General features: G+C 59.9%; 22 protein-coding genes and 2 tRNA genes. 8 read left to right on the forward strand and 16 right to left on the reverse strand.

Features of this window, described 5'->3' with window-relative positions:
• Positions 1 to 36: 36 nt before the first annotated feature.
• The 5 genes from KF814_04525 to xerD form a co-directional block, all read right to left on the reverse strand.
• A complete protein-coding gene (locus KF814_04525) occupies positions 37 to 489 on the reverse strand; it encodes a biopolymer transporter ExbD (GenBank protein MBX3235396.1) in 453 nt (150 codons plus the stop codon).
• Positions 486 to 1205, reverse strand: coding sequence for a MotA/TolQ/ExbB proton channel family protein (locus KF814_04530; protein MBX3235397.1), 720 nt, complete (start codon positions 1203 to 1205; stop codon positions 486 to 488). Before KF814_04530 ends, KF814_04525 begins: the two co-directional genes overlap by 4 nt.
• A gap of 72 nt (positions 1206 to 1277) precedes the next feature.
• Positions 1278 to 1356 (reverse strand) — tRNA-Asp (locus KF814_04535).
• Between the two features lie 134 nt (positions 1357 to 1490).
• Positions 1491 to 1566: transfer RNA gene (locus KF814_04540), tRNA-Val, on the reverse strand.
• Between the two features lie 109 nt (positions 1567 to 1675).
• Positions 1676 to 2668: a site-specific tyrosine recombinase XerD gene (gene xerD, locus KF814_04545; protein MBX3235398.1), complete on the reverse strand. Its 993-nt coding sequence runs from the start codon at positions 2666 to 2668 to the stop codon at positions 1676 to 1678.
• 225 nt (positions 2669 to 2893) lie between these two features.
• Between xerD and KF814_04550 the strand changes: the two genes are divergently transcribed.
• The 3 genes from KF814_04550 to KF814_04560 all read left to right on the forward strand — a co-directional run bounded on the left by KF814_04550 (position 2894) and on the right by KF814_04560 (position 6547).
• A complete protein-coding gene (locus tag KF814_04550; protein MBX3235399.1) occupies positions 2894 to 4900 on the forward strand; it encodes a penicillin-binding protein activator in 2007 nt (668 codons plus the stop codon).
• Between the two features lie 138 nt (positions 4901 to 5038).
• Positions 5039 to 6028, forward strand: coding sequence for a tryptophan--tRNA ligase (gene trpS, locus KF814_04555; protein ID MBX3235400.1), 990 nt, complete (start codon positions 5039 to 5041; stop codon positions 6026 to 6028).
• 102 nt (positions 6029 to 6130) lie between these two features.
• Positions 6131 to 6547: a hypothetical protein gene (locus KF814_04560; GenBank protein MBX3235401.1), complete on the forward strand. Its 417-nt coding sequence runs from the start codon at positions 6131 to 6133 to the stop codon at positions 6545 to 6547.
• Between the two features lie 31 nt (positions 6548 to 6578).
• On the opposite strand, the gene KF814_04565 is transcribed toward KF814_04560, so the two are convergent.
• The 4 genes from KF814_04565 to KF814_04580 all read right to left on the reverse strand — a co-directional run bounded on the left by KF814_04565 (position 6579) and on the right by KF814_04580 (position 8961).
• Positions 6579 to 6905 (reverse strand): PilZ domain-containing protein, encoded by a 327-nt coding sequence (locus KF814_04565; protein ID MBX3235402.1) that lies wholly within the window; start codon positions 6903 to 6905, stop codon positions 6579 to 6581.
• A 152-nt stretch (positions 6906 to 7057) separates the two neighbouring features.
• Entirely contained in the window at positions 7058 to 7573 is a 516-nt protein-coding gene (locus KF814_04570) for a bifunctional nuclease family protein (protein MBX3235403.1), read from the reverse strand.
• A 54-nt stretch (positions 7574 to 7627) separates the two neighbouring features.
• On the reverse strand, positions 7628 to 8257 hold the full coding sequence (locus KF814_04575; protein MBX3235404.1) for an MBL fold metallo-hydrolase: 630 nt from the start codon (positions 8255 to 8257) through the stop codon (positions 7628 to 7630).
• 53 nt (positions 8258 to 8310) lie between these two features.
• Complete coding sequence (locus KF814_04580; protein MBX3235405.1) at positions 8311 to 8961, reverse strand: hypothetical protein; 651 nt, start codon at positions 8959 to 8961, stop codon at positions 8311 to 8313.
• Positions 8962 to 9017: 56 nt separating this feature from the next.
• Between KF814_04580 and KF814_04585 the strand changes: the two genes are divergently transcribed.
• Together KF814_04585 and KF814_04590 are read left to right on the forward strand one after the other, a co-directional pair.
• Entirely contained in the window at positions 9018 to 9824 is an 807-nt protein-coding gene (locus KF814_04585) for a hypothetical protein (GenBank protein MBX3235406.1), read from the forward strand.
• Positions 9821 to 10738 carry an SUMF1/EgtB/PvdO family nonheme iron enzyme gene (locus KF814_04590; GenBank protein ID MBX3235407.1) on the forward strand — a complete coding sequence of 306 codons (918 nt, stop codon included), beginning with the start codon at positions 9821 to 9823 and terminating at the stop codon, positions 10736 to 10738. The genes KF814_04585 and KF814_04590 overlap by 4 nt, the downstream gene beginning before the upstream one ends.
• On the opposite strand, the gene KF814_04595 is transcribed toward KF814_04590, so the two are convergent.
• A complete protein-coding gene (locus KF814_04595; GenBank protein MBX3235408.1) occupies positions 10675 to 11835 on the reverse strand; it encodes a hypothetical protein in 1161 nt (386 codons plus the stop codon). The two genes, KF814_04590 and KF814_04595, sit on opposite strands and share 64 nt — an antisense overlap.
• A gap of 163 nt (positions 11836 to 11998) precedes the next feature.
• On the opposite strand from KF814_04595, the gene KF814_04600 reads away from it, so the two are divergent.
• On the forward strand, positions 11999 to 12481 hold the full coding sequence (locus KF814_04600) for a PilZ domain-containing protein (GenBank protein ID MBX3235409.1): 483 nt from the start codon (positions 11999 to 12001) through the stop codon (positions 12479 to 12481).
• 14 nt (positions 12482 to 12495) lie between these two features.
• Here the strand turns inward: KF814_04600 and KF814_04605 are convergent, their stop codons facing one another.
• From KF814_04605 to gltB, 6 genes are all read right to left on the reverse strand, one after another.
• Positions 12496 to 13494, reverse strand: coding sequence for a PIG-L family deacetylase (locus KF814_04605; GenBank protein MBX3235410.1), 999 nt, complete (start codon positions 13492 to 13494; stop codon positions 12496 to 12498).
• 279 nt (positions 13495 to 13773) lie between these two features.
• The gene (locus tag KF814_04610; protein ID MBX3235411.1) at positions 13774 to 14217 is read right to left on the reverse strand and encodes a response regulator; all 444 of its coding nucleotides are present in this window, start codon (positions 14215 to 14217) and stop codon (positions 13774 to 13776) included.
• A 269-nt stretch (positions 14218 to 14486) separates the two neighbouring features.
• Positions 14487 to 15380 carry a HEAT repeat domain-containing protein gene (locus KF814_04615; protein ID MBX3235412.1) on the reverse strand — a complete coding sequence of 298 codons (894 nt, stop codon included), beginning with the start codon at positions 15378 to 15380 and terminating at the stop codon, positions 14487 to 14489.
• 106 nt (positions 15381 to 15486) lie between these two features.
• On the reverse strand, positions 15487 to 15924 hold the full coding sequence (locus tag KF814_04620; protein ID MBX3235413.1) for a DUF5069 domain-containing protein: 438 nt from the start codon (positions 15922 to 15924) through the stop codon (positions 15487 to 15489).
• Positions 15925 to 16238: 314 nt separating this feature from the next.
• Complete coding sequence (locus KF814_04625; GenBank protein MBX3235414.1) at positions 16239 to 17672, reverse strand: glutamate synthase subunit beta; 1434 nt, start codon at positions 17670 to 17672, stop codon at positions 16239 to 16241.
• Positions 17673 to 17731: 59 nt separating this feature from the next.
• The gene (gene gltB, locus KF814_04630) at positions 17732 to 22252 is read right to left on the reverse strand and encodes a glutamate synthase large subunit (protein MBX3235415.1); all 4521 of its coding nucleotides are present in this window, start codon (positions 22250 to 22252) and stop codon (positions 17732 to 17734) included.
• Between the two features lie 269 nt (positions 22253 to 22521).
• Between gltB and KF814_04635 the strand changes: the two genes are divergently transcribed.
• Positions 22522 to 23490, forward strand: a complete 969-nt coding sequence (locus KF814_04635) for a polyprenyl synthetase family protein (GenBank protein ID MBX3235416.1) — start codon at positions 22522 to 22524, stop codon at positions 23488 to 23490.
• A 122-nt stretch (positions 23491 to 23612) separates the two neighbouring features.
• Entirely contained in the window at positions 23613 to 24935 is a 1323-nt protein-coding gene (locus tag KF814_04640) for a DUF1015 domain-containing protein (GenBank protein MBX3235417.1), read from the forward strand.
• The last annotated feature ends 130 nt before the right edge of the window (positions 24936 to 25065 follow it).

Raw genomic sequence — 25065 nt, forward strand, 5'->3', positions numbered from 1 at the left:
ACGTTACAACGTTCGCAAGAACGGAACGCGCTGGCGTTATTTCTTGCGCGGGGAAGCCGGAGCCGGGAACGACTCGGTCACACGTTCCGAAGCCGTGGGCTCGGTCACCATGCCGAGCTTCTCTATCCCCGCCTTCTTCACGCTGTCCATAACCTGGACGACGATCCCGTAGGGCACGTCGCGGTCGGCACGCAGAAACAGCGACACCTCCGGATTTTGATCCTTCAGCGCGCGCAACTTCCGTTCAAGCTGAATCGGGCTGACTTGATCCTTATCCAAATACAATCGCTGATCCCGCTCAATCGACAAAACGGCCCGTGCTTCAGGCTTAATCGTATTGGTCGCGGATTTCGGCAGATTGATGTCCATGCCGCGATACAACATCGGCGCGGTGACCATGAAAATCACCAACAGCACGAGGACGACGTCCACCAACGGGATCACATTGATCTCCGCCATGAACCGCCGATGGCGCGTTTCCGACATCATCCTTGCACACCGACCGTCGTGGTTTTGGGACGGGTCTGCAGCGACCGCATCGCCTCAACGGTGAAGGATTCGATGCGAAACACGGTTTTGCGGATACGGGTCAAGAAATAGTTGTAGGCGATGACCGCCGGAATCGCGGTGAATAAGCCGGCTGCGGTCGCAACCAGTGCCTCGGAGACGCCGGGCGCAACGGCTGCGATACTGGCCGTCCCCTGGAGCCCGATTTCACGAAACGAATCGATGATGCCAAGTACCGTTCCCAGCAGTCCGATGAACGGGGTGATGTTTCCCGTCGTGGCCAGCACCGGCAGGTAGGACTCGAGCTGCGAGATCTGGTTCTGTACCAAGTAGCCGACCGTTTTATCCAAGTACTGACGATCGATCGCCTGAGTTGGTTCTTTTCCCGGGGCTCCGGGATGCACGGCGACACCGTCGCCCGCGATCGGCGCTGCGACCCGATCCATGATGCCTTGAAAGACCTGTGCGCTGGGGCTGCCTTCCGCCCGCTTCGATTGGCGGTACAATTCGTCTAAGTCCCGAATCTTCGTGAACGCGCTGAAAAACCGCTGATCCTCACGATCGGCGGCCCGGAAACTTTTCCACTTCAGAAAGATCACGCCCCAGGAAATAACCGACGCCACGAACAGCAGCACCAGCACGATTTTCGATACCGCGCCCAGCGATCCAACTAGTCCCGTGACTCCAGATTGGAACATCAGCCTAGACCTTTCCCGTCACATGACGTCGCCGGAAAACGATAGCATGGATTGTACCAAACGTTGGGGAAATGGCGGGGCCGACGGGATTTGAACCCGCGACCTCCAGATTGACAATCTGGCGTCCTAAACCAAGCTGAACGACGGCCCCACGCAAGTCTAAAAGTAGCGGAAGAAGATTCTTACCCGCAAAAGTCCAACTGACTAAATACGGTAGAGGTTGCTGTTGTACATCACAACAAATGGATAAGGCAATGGGTTACAGAGAATTCCGTGTATTTCGCTTGGTAGGCGGAACAGGGATCGAACCTGTGACCTCTGCCTTGTAAGGGCAGCGCTCTCCCAATTGAGCTATCCGCCCGATTTTCTTCAAACTCCACAAATCTTTGGGATGCTACCAACTCCATAAATCCATGTCAACATAGAATCGTGCATTGTTCTTGCAAATGTTCGAGTTTTTTTCGTAGCGCTCACTTCCGGCGTGAAACGGCTGGTGCCGGCGGTGGTGTGGGCAAAACTGCTCTTGCGCTGTGACGCGGATGATACGCCGTGTGTACTTTTTTCAACCGCGCCGGTTCCACATGCGTGTAGATCTGCGTCGTCACGATGTTGCTGTGCCCCAGCATCGCCTGAACTGAACGAAGATCCGCCCCGCGTTCCAGCAAATGCGTCGCGAATGAATGGCGGAGCATGTGCGGTGACGGCAGTATCGAAATGCCGGCCCGCTGCGCACGCGCGCGGAGCAGTTTCCAAAAGCCCTGGCGCGTAAGCGGTGTTCCGCGCCTGGTCACAAACACATGCGGAGACATCCGTCGCTTCAGCAGTGCCGGACGCGCCTCCGCGAGGTAGCGGCGCACTAGCCGCTGCGCCGTTTCGCCGATCGGCACGACCCGCTGTTTGTCGCCTTTTCCGGTGATACCCAAATAGCCCACCTCGAGATTGCACTGATCGATCCGCAGCGCGACCAATTCCGACACGCGCAAACCGGAGGCGTAGAGCACCTCCACCATCGTTTGATCGCGCAGATCTTCCGGCGATGGACGGGATGGCAGATCGAGCAAGCGCGTCACCTCGTCCTGATTCAGGGTCTTCGGCAATCGCCGAGCACGGGAGACGCTGCGCACACTCACCGTAGGATTCGTCGCAATGACGCCGTCCTGTTTGAGGAAACGAAATAGACTCCGCACTGCGGCCAACGCGCGAGCACGCGACGCCGGCGCCAACCCCTGCCGATGCAGCTCATCCAGGAAACCGGCCAGCACCTGCGGCGAACAATCCTCAACCGTCGCGATGCCCCGCCCGAACAGGAAGCGTTGAAATTTTTCGAGGTCTCGGCGATAAGCAGCCAGCGTGTTGCGCGACAGGCCGCACCCGATGCGAAGATGATCCCAATGCCGCTCAACCTGCGGCGCCAACGGCAACGGGTCGCCCTGGCCCGCAGCTCCGCCTTTGGATCGTTTCACCAGGCTCCTTCGACGTGGCGCGTATCGAAGCGTATCCGATCTGATGAGGCCATCATACCGGCACTATAGCCAAGCAGTTCCGACAACACAACGCGCCATCAGCAACTTACCTTGACACCCCCGCACCTGTTTCCTATAGTGAGGTGGTTGCGACAATCCGACGGTACAATTCCCACAAGCACCGTAACCGAAACCGTCCGCAGGGCAAGAGTTCGACACCACTTCATGTTGTTCCCGACCGGATCCCGCGTTCAGGCCACCCGTGCGTACACCCTCGTATTCGTGGGGCTCTTCCTGATGCCCTCGGTAGGGATCGACCACGCGGTCGCCGCCAAATCGTCGGGCTCCAAATCCTCAGCCCCGGCGAAGCCATCCCAACCCAAGTCCCCAACGGCCGCAGGGCAAGCCACGCTGGATCAAGCCAAACGGCTGATCGACTCGGAACAGCCGGAAGCCGCAGCAACGATCCTGCGACAGTTCATCGAATCCAATCCCCCGGCGGAACTGCTGGACGACGCTTATCTCCTGATGGCCGCCGCCATGTTCGGCATGCGGGAATACTCCGAAAGCACCAGGTACCTCAATCAGCTCATGGGGGAATTCCCCTCCTCAGAGTTGATCGATCGCACGAAGCTGCTGTTGGCAAAGACCCACGCGAAGGCAGGCAACCTTGACTTGGCCCTGCCTCTTCTTGCGGAAGTCAAAAGCCTGACCACCGACGCCAACACGAAACGCGAGGCTTTGCGGCTGACCGGCGAATTCCAGGTGCAGAAGAAGGACTATCCGCGGGCCATCCAGGCCTGGCTCGAAGAAATGAACGCCGAACCGGACGATCAACCGCGCGAGGCGGAAGCCCGGATTCGCGATCTGGTAAACGAGACCCTTGACAAGCCCGCCTTGCTTCGCGTGCGTGACGCCTACCCAAAGTCGTTTCCGGGAGATCTTGCCTCGATCAAGCTGATCGAGCTGCATACGTCGAGCGGCGAGGATCATCTGGTCGAGCGTGACCTGCGGCTCTTCCTCGGCCGATTTCCCAATCATTCCTATGCCTCCAAGGCCTCCGAACTCCAGTCCACCATCCAGACCAGACTGAAATCCCATGCCTACACGATTGCGGCGGTGTTCCCCCTATCTGGCAAGCTAGCCCCGTTCGGCACAGAAGTGCTCAACGGCATTCACCTGGCACTCGAACGCAGCAAGGATGGCGGCGAGGGAGGATCTGTCGGCCTGATCGTCAAGGACACGGAATCCGACCGCGCGTCGTTTCTGGATGAGTTCGCCAACCTGCTGGGCGACGATCGGCCCGTGGCGGTGATCGGCCCGCTGCTGTCCAAAAACCTCCCCGTCATGGCGGAGTTGGCGGAACGTGCGCACGTCCCGTTGATCACACCGAGCGCCACCGCTACGAACGTACGCCGGTTGGGAAGCTATGTCTTCAGCACCGCCCTTACCTATGGCCACCAGGCCAAGCGCATGGCCGACTACGCCCTGCGCGATCAACACTACAAACGCATCGCGATCCTCTACCCCGACACCGTTTACGGCCGCGAACTGGCTCGGCTCTTCGCCCAAGAAGTCCACCAACAGGATGGTGAATTGATCGCAAGCCTCCCTTACAAAGAGGGCGATACGGATTTTCGCGGCCCCATCGGTCAGCTCAAGGCCGAGGACCTGAAAAAGTACGGGGTCGAGGTGCCCATAGAGGACGATCCGAACAAACCGGTGCCGAAACCCACCGGCAAGAAGGGGAAGCGAATCCTCTACTCACCGGGATTCGACGCGATCTACATACCCGGCCGTTCGCTGGACGTCGGGCTCTTGGCAGCTCAGTTGGCGTTCCATGACATGACGGTCCCGCTGCTGGGGGCCAACGGATGGAATAGCCCGGACTTCGCCAGAGTCGCCGATCGAAGCATCGAAGGCAGCGTATTCGTCGACGGCTTCTTCGTTGACAGCACGATGCCGTCCGTGCAGGATTTCGTCGAGCGGTACCGAAAACGGTATCAAACCGCACCGTCGCTGTTTGCCGCACAGGGTTATGACGCAGCGCGTCTCGTGGTCGATGCGATCCGAAAAGGCGCCACGACTGGGGAGGCGATCCGCGACTATCTCTCGATGCAACATGACCTCCCGACCGTGACCGGGCCGAGCGGCTTCAGCGCGGAAGGCACCTTGAACCGGCAGGTGTTTTTGATTCAGGTCAAACAGGGTAAGTTCGTGCAGGTGGAATAGCAGGCTGGTCAAAAACCGCCGGCTTGGCCCAAGCCAAAGTTCTACCGACGCCCGACTCGATGGCGACGGCGGCCACGACGCTGTGAATGTTTTCAGAATCCGATCTCGATTTTGAACCGTCTGTTAGGGAGTGACGACATGAACACGGGCCGTAAGCGGGTGCTCAGCGGCATGCAGCCGAGCGGATTGCTCCATCTCGGCAACTGGCTGGGAGCGCTGGACAACTGGAAAGGACTGCAGGAGCAATATGACTGTTTTTTCTTTGTGGCGGACTGGCATGCCTTGTCCACGAACTACGCCGACACCAGCCGCATCCGCGAGTATGTCCGCGAGTTGCTGATCGACTGGCTTGCAGTCGGCATCGATCCCAAACGCTCGACGGTCTTTGTGCAGTCACAGGTACCGGACCATGCGATCCTGCACCTGCTGTTTTCGATGATCATCCCGGTTTCATGGCTCGAGCGGAACCCCACGTATAAAGAGAAGCAACAGGAGATCCGCGAACGGGACCTGAGCACCTATGGGTTTCTCGGCTATCCTGTGCTGCAAGCCGCCGACATCCTGATCTACAAGCCCGACTTCGTACCGGTGGGCAAGGACCAGCTGCCCCACCTGGAGCTCACTCGGGAATTGGCCCGCCGCTTCAACGACCTGTATCGGCCCGTCTTCCCCGAGCCGCAGGAGCACCTCACGAAGTTTCCGAAGGTGATGGGCACCGATGGCCGCAAGATGAGCAAGAGTTACGGCAACACGATCAACCTCTCGGACGCCGAACCGGTCGTCCGGCAGAAGCTGAAAACCATGATCACGGATCCGGCTCGCGTCCGACGTACCGACCGCGGCAACCCGGACGTCTGCCCCGTCTACGATTTTCACAAGATTTTCTCGCCGCTCCCGGTGATCGAGCAGGTCAACAGCGAATGCCGCAGCGCCGCGATCGGTTGCATCGACTGCAAGAAGCTTGTAGCCGATCGAATGGTCGAACGGCTCGGCCCCATCTGGGAAGCGCGCGCCGGCCTGACCCAAAACCCTGCGCAGCTCAACGATATCGTCGAAGAGGGCCGCCGCCGCGCGGTCGCTGTTACCTCTCGCACCATGGAAGAAGTGCGTGACGCGATGAAGATTTAGTCCACCTGGTGACCGATGGCGCCGTGATCGGCCGACAGCCGACCCGCCACGGCCTGTGGTTTGAGCAGACCCTGCGACGAACCCGAATCAAAGGAGTGTGGTATGAGGGGGATCACTGGATGGACCGGACTCATCGTCTGCGCCGCTGGGCTCTGGCTCTCGGGATGCGGCACCAACATGCACTCGGACAAACAGTCCGTCACAATCTTTTCCGTCCCTCCGGGCGCGACCCTCACGGTGGACAACTACATCCACCTCACGACGCCCGGCACAGTCTCGCTCAGCCGGAAGTCAGCTCACACGGCCGTCGCCTTCAAGGATGGCTATGAGAATGCGGAGTTGAGGATAGAACGGTCTTGGTCGTGGTGGGTGCTGGGAGATGTATTCGGCTGCTTGATCGTGTTCTCGCCGTTCTGCATCTACAAGGACGTGCACGACGGCGGATTCTTCGCATTCGACGACGAAATCTACCTGACATTGGACCAGCGATTGCCCGCCGCGTCCCCGCCTCTCAAATAACCCCGTTCAGGCCGCTCTGCCCAAGCGGGACCTAGGCAGGGATGGCGAGCTTGCGCCAGACATCGGTCAAGCGGCGCAACACCGGTGCCCGAACCTTGGTAAAGGACAAGCCGAATTCATTCGGTTTGAGCCAGCGCACCACTGCCGCATCGACCAAGATCGGGTTCGACTCATCCCCCGGGAAAATACAGATTTCCAGTTCGGCACCCGCCAGCACAATGGCTCCGCTCTTGACCCGACATCCCCCCGGCGAGAGATCGCAAAGTTCCCCGTCCCCGGCGATCATCTTCCCCTTTACCGAAAAATGGGTGCGGAACTGAACCCGAACCCGCTCGTGCTTGCGCTTGTTCCCGTTCATGGCGGTTGGCCCCCTTCACCACATCCCCGCCGTAAGTTACGGCGCGATACCGGTAGATTAGGCCAGAACAGCACAAAAGGCGAGGAATCGCTGTTTTCCCGACTCAACGTGGAAACGGTTCAAGGCTCCGCCTGCGACATGCGAGGCCCACACTATAAGGGTTGGGGCGGCGGCTCCTCGACCCCCTTGCCTGCGGCATTGAGCAGGTCCCGGCTGACAAGAATCGGGGCCTTGAAATGAATCGCGAGCGCGATCGAATCAGATGAGCGGCTGTCGAACACCTTCTCACTCCCTTGGAGCGCGACGGTCAACGTTCCATAGTAGGTCCCGCCCTTCAGGGTGATGACGGTCTTTACCACCTTGCCGCCGAAGCTCTCGAGAATCGTGTGCATGAGATCGTGCGACAGCGGGCGGGGCAAGGTCTGGCCGGTGAGGGCCGCATGGATCGACCCGGCGACCGTGTGGTCGACGAAAATCGGGATCACTTTTCCTTCTGCAGCGAGCAGCACGACCGGGCCGCGGTCGGAGAGGCGAACCTGGATATCATTGATCGTGACTTGCGTCGGCCCGTCTCCATCGCTGGCGCGCGCGAAGGGCTCAGCCCCCGACAGCATGATCAACCACACGAGGAACAGAACCGGCGCCAGCCGAGCAGTCGTCAGGTTCATTGCCGCCTCCTGTCGCAGGTCAACGGCTGATTGCGCGGCGCACCCGCCGCCCCGTCAGACCCGCACGAATGGGTTGTTCTCCCGCTCCAGCCCTATCTCCGTCTCCGGTCCGTGCCCGGTCACCACGGTCGTGTCCTCACCGAGGGTATACAATCGCTCACGGATGGATCGCTCAATCGCCTCAAAATCTCCGCCCCATAGATCGGTCCGTCCGATCCCACCGCGAAACAGGGTGTCACCCGCCAGCAAGACGTGAGCTCCCGGGAAATGGAAACACATGGAGCCTGGAGTATGGCCAGGGGTATGAAGCGCCACCGCTTCCATCGCCCCCACCTTCACCCGCTCCTCATCGGAAAGCCAATAGTCCGGCGGCGGCGCCGGCACATAGGCCACACCGAACATTCGGCATTGAGTCTCCAGAATGTCCCAGAGCGGTCGATCATCGGGATGCAAACACAGCGCGGCTCCCGTGGCCGCCTTCATGGCCCCGGAGGCGAGAAAATGGTCGAAGTGCGCGTGGGTGTGCAGGATGCTCACGACCGTCAACCCCAATTCCCTCACCTCGCGCAGAATCCGCTCCGGCGCACCGCCCGGATCCACTACGATCGCCTGCTTCGTCACCGGATCACCGATGATCGAACAATTACACCCGAGGGGAGGCACTGAGAACGTCTTCCGAATCATCGTCATCCGCTCCTTCTCGCTCTATGCTAGCTGTGGCAGTCGATCGCCGCAACCTACGGCGATTCGAGCGTTCCGCGGTTCGGCCGCGCGACCCACACCACATCGCTGTCAAACACCCACCATTTGCCGTTGCCCCACCGCAGCCAGAACAAGAAACCGGCACCGGTGCTGTCCGGCCTGAGATTGGCCACATAGACCAAGGCTTGGTCGCCCTTCACCGTCCGCCCGACCCGGGAGAAAATGAGGCGATCGACACTGTCGGAAGGCTCGACGTTCTGCACCGGGTACAGACCGGTGTCGGGTCCCAACCGCCTGGTTTCCAATTCTTCGCTGCCATCACCGGACACAAACCGATACCGCACGCCAAACGCGAACCGGGATTCCAGTTTGTACGGCCGTTGGTTATTGAAAATGAAATTGCGGACCAGATCGGGAGGGAGACGGAACTCGAAGAATCCACCCTCTTCGAACAGCGCCAGGCTGGGCAGCCGCTCGTCCTCCGGATTCAAACGTGTGGTGGTCGACCGCTCCATCACGACCACGCGGGTCTGGGAGCTCAGAAACTTGGAGGACACGACCTCGTCCATGAGCGGATAGTCTTCCGCGGGCACCGCTTCCGGTTCTCCCGCAGCGCCCGCAAGCGAGGCCGTCGGCAGGAGGCAGAGCCCCAGCACAACCATCCATCGCCGCACCCATTCATTCATAGAAGAAGCATAGCCGTCACTTCGGCTGCCGGTCAAACAAAGGGAGGCCCAGGAGGATGGACAAGCCCCCCCGACAAATGGTATTGGTCTGCTGTTTCAACCACACTATGATCAAGTCCCCCCAGCGATCTTCGGTCCCCTTCCTCGGTTTCGCGCTTGCGTCGCTGTTTGTCGGCTGCCAGCCCGACGAAAGTCCCTTTCGGCAGGAAAACGATCAGCTCCGCAAACAATTGAACAAACAAGAATCCGTCCTCTCCTCCCTCCAGGACGGCAACAAAGTCATGCAGCAGCAGATCGATCTGCTGAATCAAGAACTGCGTGACGCCAAAAAGCAAGCGGAGAAGGCACTGGCGGACGCGAAAGCTTTTCAAACGGAATCCAAAACCCTCGGCACGAAGCTCGAATCACAGCTCGCGGAGACCAAAAAACTCTCCGCAGAAGTGCAGCGCACCGCCGCCAAGGCGGCACAGGCCACCGAGAGCCTGAAAGTGGAAGAGAAAGGCGCCCAAGCCGAGGATCTTCCACGTGCACTCGCCGTGGTGAGCAAAGCCGCTGAAGAAGCGCTTGCCCGAAACGGCTACCAGGTGAAGGTCGGTCTCAAAACAGAACAGCGGGCGGTGTTCGTCACCGAGCGCAAGGTCTCCACCCCGGCCTCGCTCGAGATGTCGGGCTTCCGCAACCAGTATGTCGTGTCGCTGCAAGCGCTTCCGTCCAACGTGACTCGATTGAGCGTGAAGGCGGATTTCGAAAAGCTCATGCAGGGCGGGCGGGTGCTTGGGGTCAGCGCGGAAGAGACAGCTGAGATCGAGCGGCGCCTCATCGCGGAAATCGGCAAGGCCGTCTCATCCCCCGGCAAACTGTGAATCGCGCAGCGTTGGCAGCCCTGTCCTGGGCCTGTATCGCAGTCGGCACCTTCCTGGGATTATTTGCTTGCCCGCCTGACGCCTCCGCGGGGCCCGCGCCTTCTCCCGAACTGGGCAAGCATCTGCTCTCCATCGGCAAACTGGCGGCCCCCTCGCCAATCATTACGATCCCGGAAGGCCCCTTTCTCCTCGGCACAATCCGCGTCGACGACGATCCGTACGGTCTGCGAACCCAATACGACGACACCGAACTCCCCCAGCATACAGTGTGGATGGATTCGTTCGACGTCGATCGCGACGAAGTAAGCCTGGGCGAATACCTCGCGTACCTCCACGTGCGCAAACTGCACCCGTCTGAAGAACTCCAAAAATTAATCTGGCACGTCATCACGGTGCATTCCATTGCCGACGAGACACTCGCACGGTGGCCCGCACTCTACGTCACGTGGAAGGAGGCCGACGCAGTCTGCCGAGCAAAAGGCAAGCGGCTGCCGACGGAAGCCGAATGGGAAAAGGCCGCGCGCGGCCCCAATGGAAACTTGTTTCCCTGGGGTGACGCTGACCCGGACCCGAAACTCGCCATGTTCGGCCAGCACCATGTGCACGAGATTCCAATTCTTGCGCCGGTGGATCAGGGCGAGGCAGGTAAGAGCTCTTTCGGGCTGCACCACATGGCCGGGAACGTCGCCGAGTGGGTCAACGACTGGTTCAACCCGGATTACTACGCCTACATGCCGGAAAAGAATCCGCCGGGCCCGGTGACTGGGCGGTACAAGAGTGTCCGAGGCGGCTCATGGAAAAGCAATCCGATGATGTTGCGGACTCCGACCCGCGGCGGCGCCTCCCCCAGTCAACGCTCCGCGACCATCGGGTTCCGTTGTGCCAAATCCGTTGCTCCCACCGTCGCGCGGTAATAGTCCACGCCGCCTGAGAATCTTCGAAGCAGAAACAGATCCGCCACTGCCAGGCACTCGAGACCAAATGGGAGGTAGCCGGCATACCCCAGGATCGGCATCTCGAACAGGTGAACGCGATCCACAAAGGGAATCGAGTATTCCCAATGGGCCAAGCTCCCGACATTCCAGAGTTCCCAGAACCAGCCGCAGATCAATGCTGACAATGCCACGACCCAAAGCACCCGCCAGTCGCCTTCGGCGGCAGAGGCAAAGATCGTCTCCACCCCTCGAATGAGTTGGATCGCGGTGATAAGCGAAAGCGGTGCGACCCACACGAGTGGAAACAGGTAACTTGGCCATCGCCCCAAGGCGACCAACGCAAAGACCGAACAGATCAGCAGCAGCCAGCCCCACCTCTGACCTCTGCACCAACTGAATTTCACCCAGTGTTGTAACCCTGCCGACAGGTTGGGATAGGCGCTCAGGCATTCCGCCGTTCCGATGACTGCAGGAAGCACGGTGGAAAAGGGCACGGTCGCCTGCAGCACATAGGCCGACGCACTTAAATCGCCGCTTCCTAGGTAATGCCAATTCTGCACGAAGCGGTTCAGGTACTCGAATGTCCACCAGAACGCCGCACTCAGAGGAAACAAGGATGCTACATATCGCGGCCGATGCAGCAACATGCATCGGCCTACTCGACGGAACGTGAGCGCGTTCACAGTCAGGATGTACCCGATCCACAGGGGAGTGAAAGTGAAGGATTGCAGAGCCCCCATCCAATCGAGTCTTGTCCAGGCCAGGAACCAGGATATGGCCGTGACCGTTAGGCCAAGCCACCCCCACCAGGGGAACCTCCGATACTCGGGAAATGCGGCAGGTTCAGGCCATGATGGGCTGACAGCACGGGAAGACGCGAAGAGGCGGTGGAGGACGGGACCGACCGTGACCATGATGAGCAGTGCAAGCCCACCAAACACCGGCCAGGAGAATGGTTCGTGGACCACCGGATGGGTTGTGGGGGGGACCCTCAGGTAAGGTTGGATGGGCTGGCCCGACAGCGCCACCCCGATCAGCGGCAAGGTGAACAACAGCACGAGACAGGCCCCACCCACAACCCATCGTTCTGAAAGGCGATTCTGGCCCTGACTGGGCCGGAACCTCAGGCCCTTCCTTTGAGGGCCCCCATTCGTGTCTACCGGGAGACTGCTTCCGCGGGTATCTTTTCCTTTGTCAGGGCGCATGTCTCACACTCAGCGATCCAAGGAACCACATACAATGCAAACACTCGCGGAACTGGTGATTCTCTTGAGCACAGTGTCTGTCTTCGCCTATTGGTTTACTCGACCTCTTGATCGTGAGGACCGGGAACTCGGGCTCCTCGCTCCGCGAGCGACCGGCTCGAGCGAACGTCATTATGCCTGGAATCGCGCTCCGCGGCATCGCTTTCACTGTGATGTCGACTTTGTGGATGAGCGTCAGAAGCGAGGGCAGGGCCGCGTCCTCGACATTTCCAGGAGCGGATGGAGGATCAGAAGCAGCCATCCGATCACACCGGGCATGGTGCTGCGGCTGACCCTTCGCCTCCCCGACGCGCAAGAGCCATTGGAGATCGATCGCACGTTGGTTCGCTGGTCTGATGGACGAGAATTCGGACTGGATTTGCTCACCATGAATCCCCTCGCCGCAGCTCGCCTGAGCGAGCTCTTTCCACCCAGTCTCGACGAACAACCTCTGGTGGCAAAGAGCCACCTGACATAGTCCGGCCTATCCGCTCAGGGCAACGGTCGAACCCGATAGATTTCCGGTGGAACGGGAACGGGCCGACCCGATACAGCAAGTTTCATCGACTCTTCTCTGCAGGGGGCACGAAGTTCCTCCTCCGACCAGCGGCGTCCCAACATGGTTTGCTCATAGGTGCGTGCGACCAGACAGGCAATGCCGACCTCCGTCAGGCCATACTCCGGCATCACCTCCACCATACCGACTTCGTGAACCGGCTCCGAGGGGGCTTCACCCTCGCAGGAGCAAAACCCGCAAGCCACCAGCTCAGGAGTGACCCTGGCACTGTAGATCACTGAATCAACCTTCCATCCGTCCGCCGGATTCGATGCCAGGCTGATCGCCTGGGCGACCAGCCTCGCGACAGCCACATGCTCCTTATGCCCTGTCACTCCGCAATGAGGATCAAGTGCCACCACCACCCCCGGGCGAACGCGCCGGAGAATGCCGGCAAGGAAGGCTACGGGATCCCCTTCTCGCTGCCATTTGCTGATAACCTGATCGGAGGTCGTACCGGGAGGCCAATCGCGGTGCGGGGCATCAGCCGGCGATGCATCCAATTCCTCCCGCAACCAGGGTCCGTTCGTAAATGGCCCGACCTCGAAACCGTCGGCGTGGAGAACGGAGGCCGCCTGGGCGAATAGCGTCGCCCGTGAGCGACCAATTTCCGATCCGCGACGCAACCCATCCCAGAGGTCGAAGCTGTTTTCCCCGCTCGTCAGACTCACCAGATAGAGAGAGGCACCCATCTGCTTGGCTCGCGCCAACAATCCGATGGAGGACACTTCGTCATCCGGATGAGCGCCGACCCACAGCACGCGACGTCCCTGCTGAATCGTCGCCACCACGCCAAGATGCTGGGATGCCGGAGTCCCGGTAAGCATCCCTGATCCCCGCACGCCAGGCGCACAGGCCGGCAATCCGCCCGCGACGAGGATCACTGCCCCGATGATCGACCAGAGCCGGAGAGCCCAAGCTACACGCAACGACATGTCTCTCTTTCCGCAGAGCGAATCAGGGAAACTCTCCCTGAACACTGATAAAGACCCGACTGGGCCCCTTGCCAACCGATAGGCCAGGGTACTTGAAGTGAGGCGGAAGAAAAAGAGGGTCTGGAGCGAGGCATCGTGCCTAACTTGCAGGGAAAGGCTCGTGCGCGCGAGGCGGGTGCCATCGAAGCACCCCGGCAAGGCACCGACGCCATCATAGACCAGCGGAGATTCTGTTGGTTGGGCGGACAGGAGGGAGGGAGCACCGGACACTGCGTGGGACTATGAATCGAGAACGGAGTCCTTTATCGTACGCTCAGCAACCTGAAGCGCAGCCGATGCCGAGCGCAGTCCAGGAGCCCGACTCAGCGCTGAGCGAACCGCGGCTAGGACATGTCCTGCGTCACAGGACTTCTGAATCAGACAGATCGCTCCTGCCGCTCTGGCAGCCTCAACCAATTCATCCCATTCGCCTCGAGCTGCGCCCGTGAACGCCACGACACTTCCCGCCAATTGCGGCCTGGTCACGGCTTTCAATGCCTCGAGGGAGGATGTTCCGGCCAGATCGAGATCTACCACCAACAGATCCACCAGGCTCGACTGCAACACGTCGAGACAGGACGCCCGGTCCCGGACGCTTCGCACCACGTGCCCACTCCGCTCCAACTGTGAGCGCAGCATCGTCCCCGCTCCACTGTTTTCCATTGCCAGCAAACAGCGCGCCATTCTCTGTCCTCCTGTCTATTTTCATGGCCAATCCTCTGGCCCCCGGTTAGCTATCGATGGCTACTGTCTCATGACAGGGCAAGTTGCAACATCGGACGGCAGCGGAATCATCGGTAGGAAGCTGTGGTTTTCCCATCTAAGCATTCGGCCTACAGAAATAGTCCCCACTCAAAGCCGAAACCATTGGAAAACTGAGCCGATTTGAACCAATTAGGTCCATACGGCACTGTAGGCAGGGTCTCGAAGGGAGAGATGGACGACAAATTTGCTCAGTCCGGGATCCGTTCGAGCAGCGCTCTGGCAGTTTCCCGAACCGTGTGATCCGGATCCGAGCCGGCGGCACGGAGCACCGCCGAACGAACCACCGACCGCTCAAACCCTTCCAGCGTACGAAGTGCTTGCGCTCGCACGAATCGGTCCTCATGGGTCGTCAGACGGAAAAGCAGATCCAGCCCGCGCCTATCCTTCAATCGTCCGACCTCCTCGATCGCTCGAGTTCTTGCCACCGGCGCATAATGTTCCTGGAGATCGGCGAAGGTCTCGGAAGGAGAAAGCAAGGTGTCGAGGGGTGTCGGTTCCGGCACGCCGATCGGATAGAGGTCCCGATCCAACGCATCGATGAGCGAGGCGGCCGGGTCTTGATTCATAGCCATCCAACCCTGCAACACGGAGGCAAGATAATAAAAATAGGGATTGATCTGGAGACTCTCCATGACTTCTACATAGGGCGCGGAAATAAGCGCACCATACTCGGGAAGTTCCTCGATCGTCACCTGACTACTATTTGTTTCTCCCACACGGGCGAAGGTGACCGTCCAGAAGATATGCGTGCCATAGAGGGAGGTCGAAATTTTCCGCCCACGCTCCTCGCGATAGCGAACCCTCAACGTCGCATCCCGAGGAGCTGATGCATCCTGCGTCACGCGGTACCCGGCGGCATTGAGTTTGTTACGAAGAATCGGCAGGATACCGAAGGAACTTCGCCCTCGCGGCTTCCCGGTATTGGCGACAAGATCCACATAGACGACCGGACGGGAAAAGATAGGCGGGGCTTCCTCAGCTTCGGAAGGAGAATCGGCCGCCCTGGCGACTGCCGGATCGAGAAGCGGCCCGGCGAGCGAGAGGACGCCCACAAGGGCAAGCGTAGAACTCTTCTTGAGCATGGAGCCACCTCCCTCCAAGCAGGCGAAGAGCGATGACTCTCACTGTAGGGAGTTGGTAGGGCCTGAACAACCTAGGACTTGCCCCAGGCAAGGGAGTGATTTTCCCTCAAAGTCGCCCTTCGTCGAGTTCAATCACATCCGCCCAGGTGGTCACAGCGGGAAGGGCGCTCAATGGAACTCCGCGTGAGTCGGCGATGGCCTGCAGCCGCCCCTGAAAGCGCTGCCGTGCGGCGTCGTCCTTGGGGCCAGACGACAAAAGGCCCTGCGACCACTGGGCAATCTCGGCATCGGTCACCTGACGGCCGTGGTGACGAATCCATTCCAGCAGTTCGGCCTCATTCCTTCCCGACAGAACCTGCTGGACGAACCGATCCGGATCGATTTGCAGAAAATCGATCAGATACTTATCGAAGCCGACCGTGATGTAGTTGTAATCCTGAATCTTTCCCACATGGCGCAACCGAATTTTATCGATGAACCGTCCGAGATGAGCAATGCCTCCCAGTAGGGCCTTCGGACTGCGAGGGTATTGTAGGTCGGTCATTGTCGAACACCTCCAAGCGAAGGATAAGAGACGGTCATTCAGCGACCCAACTTACACAGCGCCGAAGAGGATAAACAAGTGGCGCATCAGAGCGGAGCGTAACCTTCGTTGAGGGATCGATTACCCATAGCATCCAGTACACGTCCTCCGTGCCCTCTACCACCCGCAAATTCGGTCGGTGCATCCCTGCAATCGAGACCACAGACTCTTCAAGAGGGTCTTCCACGAAGGCCTCAGCGAACGAGAGCTTGAGGCATACGGTGTCGGGTTGGTCGAGAGGCGAGTACTTGCGGGAACGAAGTTGGAAGTCCTGTTCAGCGGCCTGACTTGGCGGATTTTCCCGCTTGGAGGTACCGATCGATCCCCGCGGCCATCTTGCGGCCTTCGGCGATCGCCCACACGATGAGCGAGGCGCCACGCTTGGTGTCGCCGCCAGCAAAGACCCCGTCAAGGGTGGTCATGAAGTTGTCGTCCACCGCAACCGCGCCGCGGGCATCGTACTTCACGCCCAAGCTGTCGAGCAAACCGTTCTTGACCGGGCCCGTGAAACCCATTGCGAGTAGCACCAGGTCCACATCCATTTCGAAGTCGCTGTTCGGAATCGGGATGAACTTGCCGTTTTCGAACTTCACGCGGTTCGCGTGCAGTTTCGTGACATGGCCGTTGTGACCGGTGAACTTGGTCGTCGAGACGCTCCACTGGCGGTCGCAACCTTCCTCATGCGCGTGGGACGTGCGCAACTGCATCGGCCAGAGCGGCCAGGGTGTCGAGGCGGCGCGCGAGGGAGGAGGTTCCGGCAGCAATTCAAACTGGTGCGCTTCCACGCAGCCCTGCCGGTGGGCGGTCCCCAGACAGTCTGACCCGGTATCACCGCCTCCGATAATGACGACTCGCTTGCCCTTGGCCGTAATCGACTCCTCGGTCACGGGGATACCGGCCGTGCGCTTATTTTGCTGCGTCAAATATTCCATCGCCAGATGGACACCCTTTAAATCACGCCCCGGCACCGGCAGTTCTCGCGCCTGCTCGGCACCCATCGTCAGACCGACGGCATCGAATTGCTGGCGAAGTTGCTCGGCAGTGATGTCCTTCCCGATCGTGACCCCGGTTCGGAACTCGACCCCTTCGGCTTTCATCTGCTCAAGCCGGCGGTCGATCACCCACTTTTCCATCTTGAAGTCAGGAATGCCGTAGCGGAGCAGCCCCCCGATACGGTCGGCCTTCTCGAAAAGGGTGACGCTATGGCCGGCGCGAGCCAATTGCTGCGCCGCCGCAAGGCCGGCAGGACCGGAACCGACGACTGCCACGCTCTTGCCCGTCTTCCGCACAGGAATCACCGGGCCGACCAAGCCCTCGTTGAAGCCGCGATCAATGATATTCCACTCGATGATCCGAATCGACACCGGGTCGTTGTTGATGCCCAACACACAGGCGCCTTCACAGGGCGCGGGACAGAGCCGGCCGGTGAACTCAGGGAAGTTGTTCGTGGTGTGGAGCGCCTTGAGGGCATCCTTCCAGCGCCCGCGGTAAACAAGGTCATTCCATTCGGGGATCAGGTTCACCACCGGACAGCCGGTGTTGCCTTGACAAAACGGCACGCCGCAATCCATGCAGCGCGCGCCCTGCGTCCGGAGCTTGTCCTCGGGGATCGGCTCGTACATTTCTTTCCAGTCGAGCACACGCAGCTCGACCGGCTTACGCTTCGGTCCCTCGCGAGGATATTTTAAGAAACCTTTTGGATCGCCCATTCTAATTCGTATCTCGTGGTTCGTATTTCGTATGCCGCCGGACGCTTCACACAGCGCGGCTACTTTGTTCCCTTCACCACCGCGGCCTTCCGCTCGGACAGCACACGCTTGTAATCGATCGGCATGACTTTCACGAACTTCGGCAACATCGCCTCCCAGCTGTCCAGGACGCGCTTTGCGTTCCGACTTCCGGTGTACAGGAAATGGGAAGTGATCATCTCGTGCAGCAGCTTCTTATCTTCTTCTACCTCCACCTGCTCGAGTTCTACCATGCCCAGGTTGCAGCGCGACTGGAACTTGTCCAGTTCATTCAAGACAAAGGCCACACCGCCCGACATACCAGCCGCAAAGTTCCGGCCCGTCCGACCCAACACCACCACAACCCCTCCGGTCATGTACTCGCAGCCGTGATCGCCCGTGCCTTCCACGACTGCCCGCACACCGCTGTTCCGCACCGCGAAACGCTCGCCGGCCATGCCGTAGAAATAGGCTTCACCCTGAGTGCCGCCGTAAAGGGACGTGTTGCCGATCAGGATGGTTTCTTCCGGCGTATAGATCGAATTCTTCGGCGGAAACACAATGATCTTGCCGCCCGACAGGCCCTTGCCGATGTAGTCGTTCGACTCCCCTTCCAGCACGAGGGTGATACCGCGGGAAAGGAACGCCCCGAAAGACTGTCCTGCCGAGCCGTTGAACTTGATCGTGATGGTGTCCGGCGGCAGCCCTTCCAATCCGTATTTCTTGGCGATACGGCTTGAGAGCATCGTCCCGACGGTGCGATTGAGGTTGCGGACCGGGAGTTCGAGACTCACCTTCTCGCCCCGCTCGATGGCCGGCGCACATTGTTCGATCAGTTTTCGGTCCAGGATATCGGCGATGCCATGGTCCTGCTTCTGCACACAGTACCGCGCGACGTCCGCACTCACATCCGGGAGATTCAACAGCGGGGCCAGATCGAGCCCCTTCGCCTTCCAATGGTCAACCGCCTTCTGGATCTTCAACTTGTCGACCCGGCCGACCATTTCATTGATGGTGCGGAAGCCCAGCTTCGCCATGATCTGGCGAAGTTCCTCCGCCACGAAGAAGAAGAAATTGACCACGTGATCCGGCTGCCCGGTGAACTTCTTGCGGAGCACCGGGTCCTGCGTGGCAATGCCGACCGGACAGGTGTTCAGATGGCACTTGCGCATCATGATACAGCCCTCGACGATCAGCGGAGCCGTCGCGAACCCATATTCTTCCGCACCGAGCAACGCGGCGATCGCCACGTCGCGGCCCGTCTTCATCTGCCCATCCGTTTCCACGCGGATTCGGCCGCGCAGATCGTTGAGCACGAGGGTCTGATGGGTTTCCGCCAATCCCAGTTCCCAGGGAATGCCGGCATACTTGATTGAGGACAGCGGGCTGGCGCCCGTGCCGCCGGAGTCGCCGCTGATCAACACCTTGTCTGCATGGGCCTTCGCCACACCAGCCGCGACGGTACCGACCCCGACCTCGGACACCAACTTCACCGAGACCGCAGCATCCGGGTTGGCGTTCTTCAGGTCGAAAATGAGCTGCGCCAAATCTTCGATCGAATAGATGTCGTGATGCGGAGGCGGCGAGATCAACTGCACGCCGGGCGTTGAATAACGCAGCCGCGCAATGTTCTCATCGACCTTGTGGCCGGGCAGCTGCCCGCCTTCGCCCGGCTTGGCGCCCTGCGCCATCTTGATCTGCAATTCCTTGGCGTTGACGAGATAGTGACTCGTGACCCCGAAGCGGGCCGAGGCCACCTGCTTGATATAGCTGTTCCGGGAGTCCCCGTTCGGTAGCGGATTGAATCGATCCGGATCCTCACCGCCTTCGCCGGTGTTGCTCTTCGCCCCCAAGCGATTCATGGCGATCGCCAAAGTTTCGTGCGCTTCCCTACTGATGGATCCGAAGGACATCGCACCGGTCGTGAACCGCTTGACGATATCTTTCGCCGGTTCGACCTCTTCCAACGGAATCGGTTCCGGCAGGAACTTAAACTCGAGCAACCCGCGCAGGTTCGACCGCCGCTTACTCTCGTCGTTCACCAACTGTGCGAACTCGGCAAACGTCTTGGCATCGTTGTTGCGGGTCGCGTGCTGCAACTTATAGATGGTATCGGGATTCCAATTGTGGTGTTCCCCCTGGATGCGGTAGTGGATTTCGCCGCCGAAGTCCAATTGCCGAATCGGGGCCGGTTCATATGCCACCCGGTGGCGGCGCAAGGACTCTTCGCCGATTTCCCGAAGACCGATGCCTTCGACGCGCGAGGGAGTGCCGGTGAAGTACCGGTCGATCAACTCGTGGCTGACCCCGATCGCCTCGAAGATCTGCGCGCCGCAATAGGACTGGACCGTGGAGATGCCCATCTTGGAGAAAATCTTGAGCAGTCCCTTATTGATGGCCTTGATGAACTTACCCTCGGCCGTCTGGGCGTCGAGGCCCTCCGGCAGATACCCGTCGCGTTCCATGTCAACGAGAGACTCGAATACGAGATACGGATTCACCGTGCCGGCGCCGTAACCGATGAGGCAAGCGAAGTGGTGCACATCGCGCGGCTCGCCAGTTTCGACGGTCAAACCGACTTCGGTCCTGGTACATTCGCGCACGAGATGGTGATGCACGGCGGCCACGCCGAGCAGGCTCGGGATCGGAGCCCATTCGGCGTTCACGCCGCGATCGCTCAAGATCAGGAATTTGTAGCCTTCCCGAATCGCCTGCGACGCCTGCTTGCACAGATCGTCCACCGCGGCTCCCAACCCTTCCGGGCCTTCCGCGACGCGGAACAGCATGCGGAGCGTTTTGCTCTTGAAGTGCGGGTCGGCGATCTCACGGATCTTCTGGAGATCGGCATTCGTCAGAATCGGCTGCTTCACACGAATGCGGCGGCAGGATTCCGGATGCTCGTCCATGAGGTTCGGCTTCGGGCCGATGCTCGTGGTCAGCGACATCACCAACTCTTCCCGGATCGGGTCGATCGGCGGGTTGGTCACCTGCGCAAACAGCTGCTTGAAGTACTTGAACAGAAGTTGCGGCCGATCCGACAGCACGGCAAGCGGCGTGTCGGTGCCCATCGAAGACACGGCTTCCTGCCCCTCGACCACCATCGGCGTAATCACCATCTTGAGCTCTTCGACCGTGTAGCCGAAGGCCTGCTGCCGTTGACGAATCGTAGGATGGTCCGGTTGCGGAACGTTGATCGGCTCGGGCAACTCGTCGAGCGAGATACGGTACTCGGTGACCCACGAGCGGAAGGGCTTGCGGCGGACGATATCCGCCTTCACCTCTTCGTCGTCGATAATGCGGCCCTGTTCGGTATCCACGAGGAACATCCGCCCCGGCATCAAGCGGCCCTTTTGCCGAATGCGCGACGGTTCCATCGGCAATACGCCCGCTTCGGACGCCAGCACGACAAGCCCGTCGGTCGTCACCTGATATCGGCAAGGCCGTAGACCGTTCCGGTCCAGCGTCGCACCGATCATTTTGCCGTCGGTGAAGCAGACTGCCGCGGGACCATCCCACGGCTCCTGCATTGCGGCGTGGTATTCATAGAAACCGCGCCGATCCAGATCCATCTGGGGATTGGCCACCCAGGGCTCGGGGATTAGCATCATCATCGCGTGCGGCAGCGATCGGCCGCCGAGCACGAGAAATTCTAACGCGTTATCCAAACAAGCCGAATCGCTCTGGTTTTCGTAGACGATCGGGAAGAGCTTCTGCATGTCTTCGCCGAACAGTTCCGAGTTCAAGCGCCCCTGGCGCGCGCGCATCCAATTGACGTTGCCCTTGAGCGTGTTGATCTCGCCGTTGTGGCAGATATAGCGATACGGATGCGCCAACGGCCAGGTCGGGAACGTATTCGTGCTGAACCGCGAGTGGACGAGGGCCATGGCGCTCGTCAGACTGCTGTCGGTCAAGTCCTGGTAGTATTGGGGAATTTGGTGCGGAAGCAACAGCCCTTTATAGACGATCGTTCCACTGGATAGGCTCGGGATGTAAAAGTATTCCCGTCCGTCGATCGCGGACTCGCGGACCGCTCGCTCTACGCACTTCCTGATCACATAGAGCTTCCGCTCGAATTCCTCTTCGGTGAAGATGCCACGAGCGATGAAGACCTGGCGCATGAAGGGTTCGGTCCGCCGGGCGACCGGTCCGATCATGTCACTCTTGACCGGCACATCTCGCCAACCAATGAGCTTCGCGCCCGCATCCTTGATCACGCGGGTAAAGAGGGTTTCGCACTGCTTGCGGGCTTCGGCATCCGGCGGCAAGAAGACCATCCCGACGCCGTATTCACCGGGGCCGGGCAGCTTCAGGCCGATGTCCTTCGTCGCACGCTTCAGAAACTCGTGCGGCACTTGAAGCAGGATGCCCGCACCGTCGCCGGTCAGGGGATCCGCTCCCTGGGCGCCGCGATGGGTCAACGCTTCGAGGACTTGAAGCCCTTGCTGCACGATCTGATGGGACTTCTGTCCCTTGATATCGACGACGAACCCGATGCCGCACGAATCCTTCTCGTGCTGGGGATCGTACAACCCTTGCTTGGGAGGTAAACCTGGTACGTTCATGACACGTATCTCGTCAAAAAGGCAGGCACTTACCGGGAGATCAGACGCCCCTGAGGGGGACGCTGCAGCTGCCGAGCGACTACGGTAACGATGACCATCCTTTGGGGAAAAAATGAGGGCTAACCTTACTGGATGGACTGCGAGACTGTCAAGAGAAGCGAACCACGGCCGACGGGAAAAACCCGCTTCCCACACCTTGACTTAGCCAAGTTTTCTGACCTACTATCCGCCCCATGCCGAATGGACCCACTACGCTGACTTTGCACACCATGGCGGACGTGTGGGACGTGTACCGCGAGGAACTCGATGGCGTCGAGGAACAGGTCCGAAAAAACCTCGACTCCAGCGTGGCCTTGGTCAATACGGTGGCGGCGCACATCCTCAGCAGCGGCGGCAAACGCATCCGTCCTCTCTTCGTACTCCTGAGCGCGCATCTCTGCGGATACGCCGGCCGAGACCACCATGTCGTCGGCAGTCTTGTCGAATTCATCCACACCGCCACCCTGTTGCATGACGACGTCGTCGACGACGCCGACCTGCGCCGGGGACGCAGAGCCGCCCGCAAAGTGTGGGGCAATCAAATCAGCATTCTGGTCGGAGATTACCTGTATTCCCGGGCCATTTGCCAAATCGTCGAATTCCGCAACCAGGGCATCAATGAAGCATTGTCCGAGGCCTGCCGGAAGATGGCGGAAGGCGAAGTCCTCCAGCTCTACTACAACGGCAATCCCTTGATGCCGGAATCGGAATACCTCCGAATCATCGAACACAAAACCGCGGGGTTGATCGCCGCCGCCTGCAAGATCGGCGCGATCATCGGCGGCGCAACCGAAGAACTGCAGGAAGCCCTGTTCCGTTTCGGGCAACGGATCGGCATCGCTTTTCAGTTGGCGGACGACACCTTGGACTACGCCGCCAACGGCGACCACCTGGGCAAGGCCTTGGGACAAGATTTGCGGCAGGGCAAAGCCACGCTCCCGTTGCTTCACTTGCTGCAGCACTGTTCGGACGAAGACCGGCAATTGATCAAGGATCGGATGGAGACCAGGACCCTCACCGACGAGGAACTGCGTCGCATCACCGCACTGATGCACGAATACGGGTCCCTCAGCTACGCTATGGAGCGGGCTCACGCGTTCGTCACCGCAGCCAAGCGCGACCTCGACCTGTTTCACGACAGCACTGCCAAGCGCGCCCTGTCCATCGCCGCCGACTACATGGTGACTCGCGACCGCTGAGTTCCTTCCGTCCTGATCACGCCGGTTTGCCGCTCATCGCAGGCGCGTCCCCGAAATACCCCGGCCCGACCCGGGCAAGCAGACAACAACCGTCACCAGCAACGAAAAGGATATGAACCGGCATGGCACACATCATTCCCTTCCGCGGCACACTCTACAACCCAGCGACCGTCGGCGATGTCCGGCAAGTCGTCGCGCCGCCTTACGACATCATCGACAGCGCGCTGCAGAAGACGTTGCACGAGCGGAACCCTCACAACGTCATCCGCTTGGAATTGGGATATGAACAGGCCGGCGATGGTCCGTCTGGCAACAAATACACCCGTGCGGCGGTGGCCTTAAAGGAGTGGATGACCGCTGGAGCCCTCAAGCGGGATGCGGAGCCGGCCGTGTATTACCACACGATCGAATATCAGCCGCCCTATTCGACGCCCGGCACCCCGACCCGTCTCTTCAAAGGCTTTCTGGCCACGATGCAATTGGAGGAGTTCAGCTCCGGCAAGATTCTCCCACATGAGAACACCCGGGCGGCCGCGAAGAGCGACCGATTGAATCTGCTCGAGGCCTGCCGGTCCAACTTCAGCCCGATCATTTCGCTCTATTCAGATCCCAAGAACGAGGTACTGGCTCTCTTGGAGCAGGCCATTGGGTCGACCAAACCGCGCATCGACTTTCAAGACGATGTGGGCTTTCGCCAACGTTTGTGGAGTGTGAGCGACCCGGCCGTGCTGGCGAAGGTCGTCGCGTTGATGGACACCAAACCGCTCTTCATCGCCGACGGACACCACCGATATGAAACGGCGTTGAACTATCGTCGTGCCAGGAGACAGCAGGCTGGCGCCGTGACCGGCCCTCAGCCCTATGACAACGTGTTCATGTTGTTCGCGAGCCTGGAAGACAAGGGCCTCACCGTGCTGCCGACCCATCGTGTGCCGACCACCAAGGTACCGGCCATTGCGGACCTGAAGAACCTGCTCGGGAAAACCTGCGAGATTCAGTCGTTCGTCTGGAACCTTGGAAATGAAACCTCCGTACGGCGGGAATTTCTTGAAGCCTTGCGAAGCAAGGGACAGTCGGTACCGGTTTTCGGGTTGGCGGTGCAAAAGGACCAGGCCTACCACCTGTTGACGCTTCATTCGGAACTGCGCCCCTCACAGGCCACTTCGCCGCGTGATCGGCTCGACGTTTCGCTGCTGCAGCAGCATGTCGTGCCGGCGCTCTGCCCCACGCAGCAGGAGCAGGAAGCCATTCTCTACACAAAGGACGAGCACGAGGCCTTGGATTGGGTCATCAAAGGCACGGGCACCGCCGCACTGCTGCTGAACCCGACGAAGGTTGCCGAAGTTCAGGCCGTCGCCTCCGCCGGTGAGCGCATGCCGCATAAGTCCACCTACTTCTTCCCCAAGCCGCTGACCGGGCTCGTGATGAACGTGATGGAAGGGTAAGACCGAGAGCGTAGGGCGAATAGCTGATGGCACGAGCAATGACCGCGATATTCACACAGGCTGAATCCCTGTCACCATATCTCCCATTTTACTTGCCTCCTCTCACATTAGGCGTCTTACGCCTCGCGGT

It is taken from the genome of Nitrospiraceae bacterium (assembly GCA_019637075.1).
Classification (GTDB): domain Bacteria; phylum Nitrospirota; class Nitrospiria; order Nitrospirales; family Nitrospiraceae; genus JAHBWI01.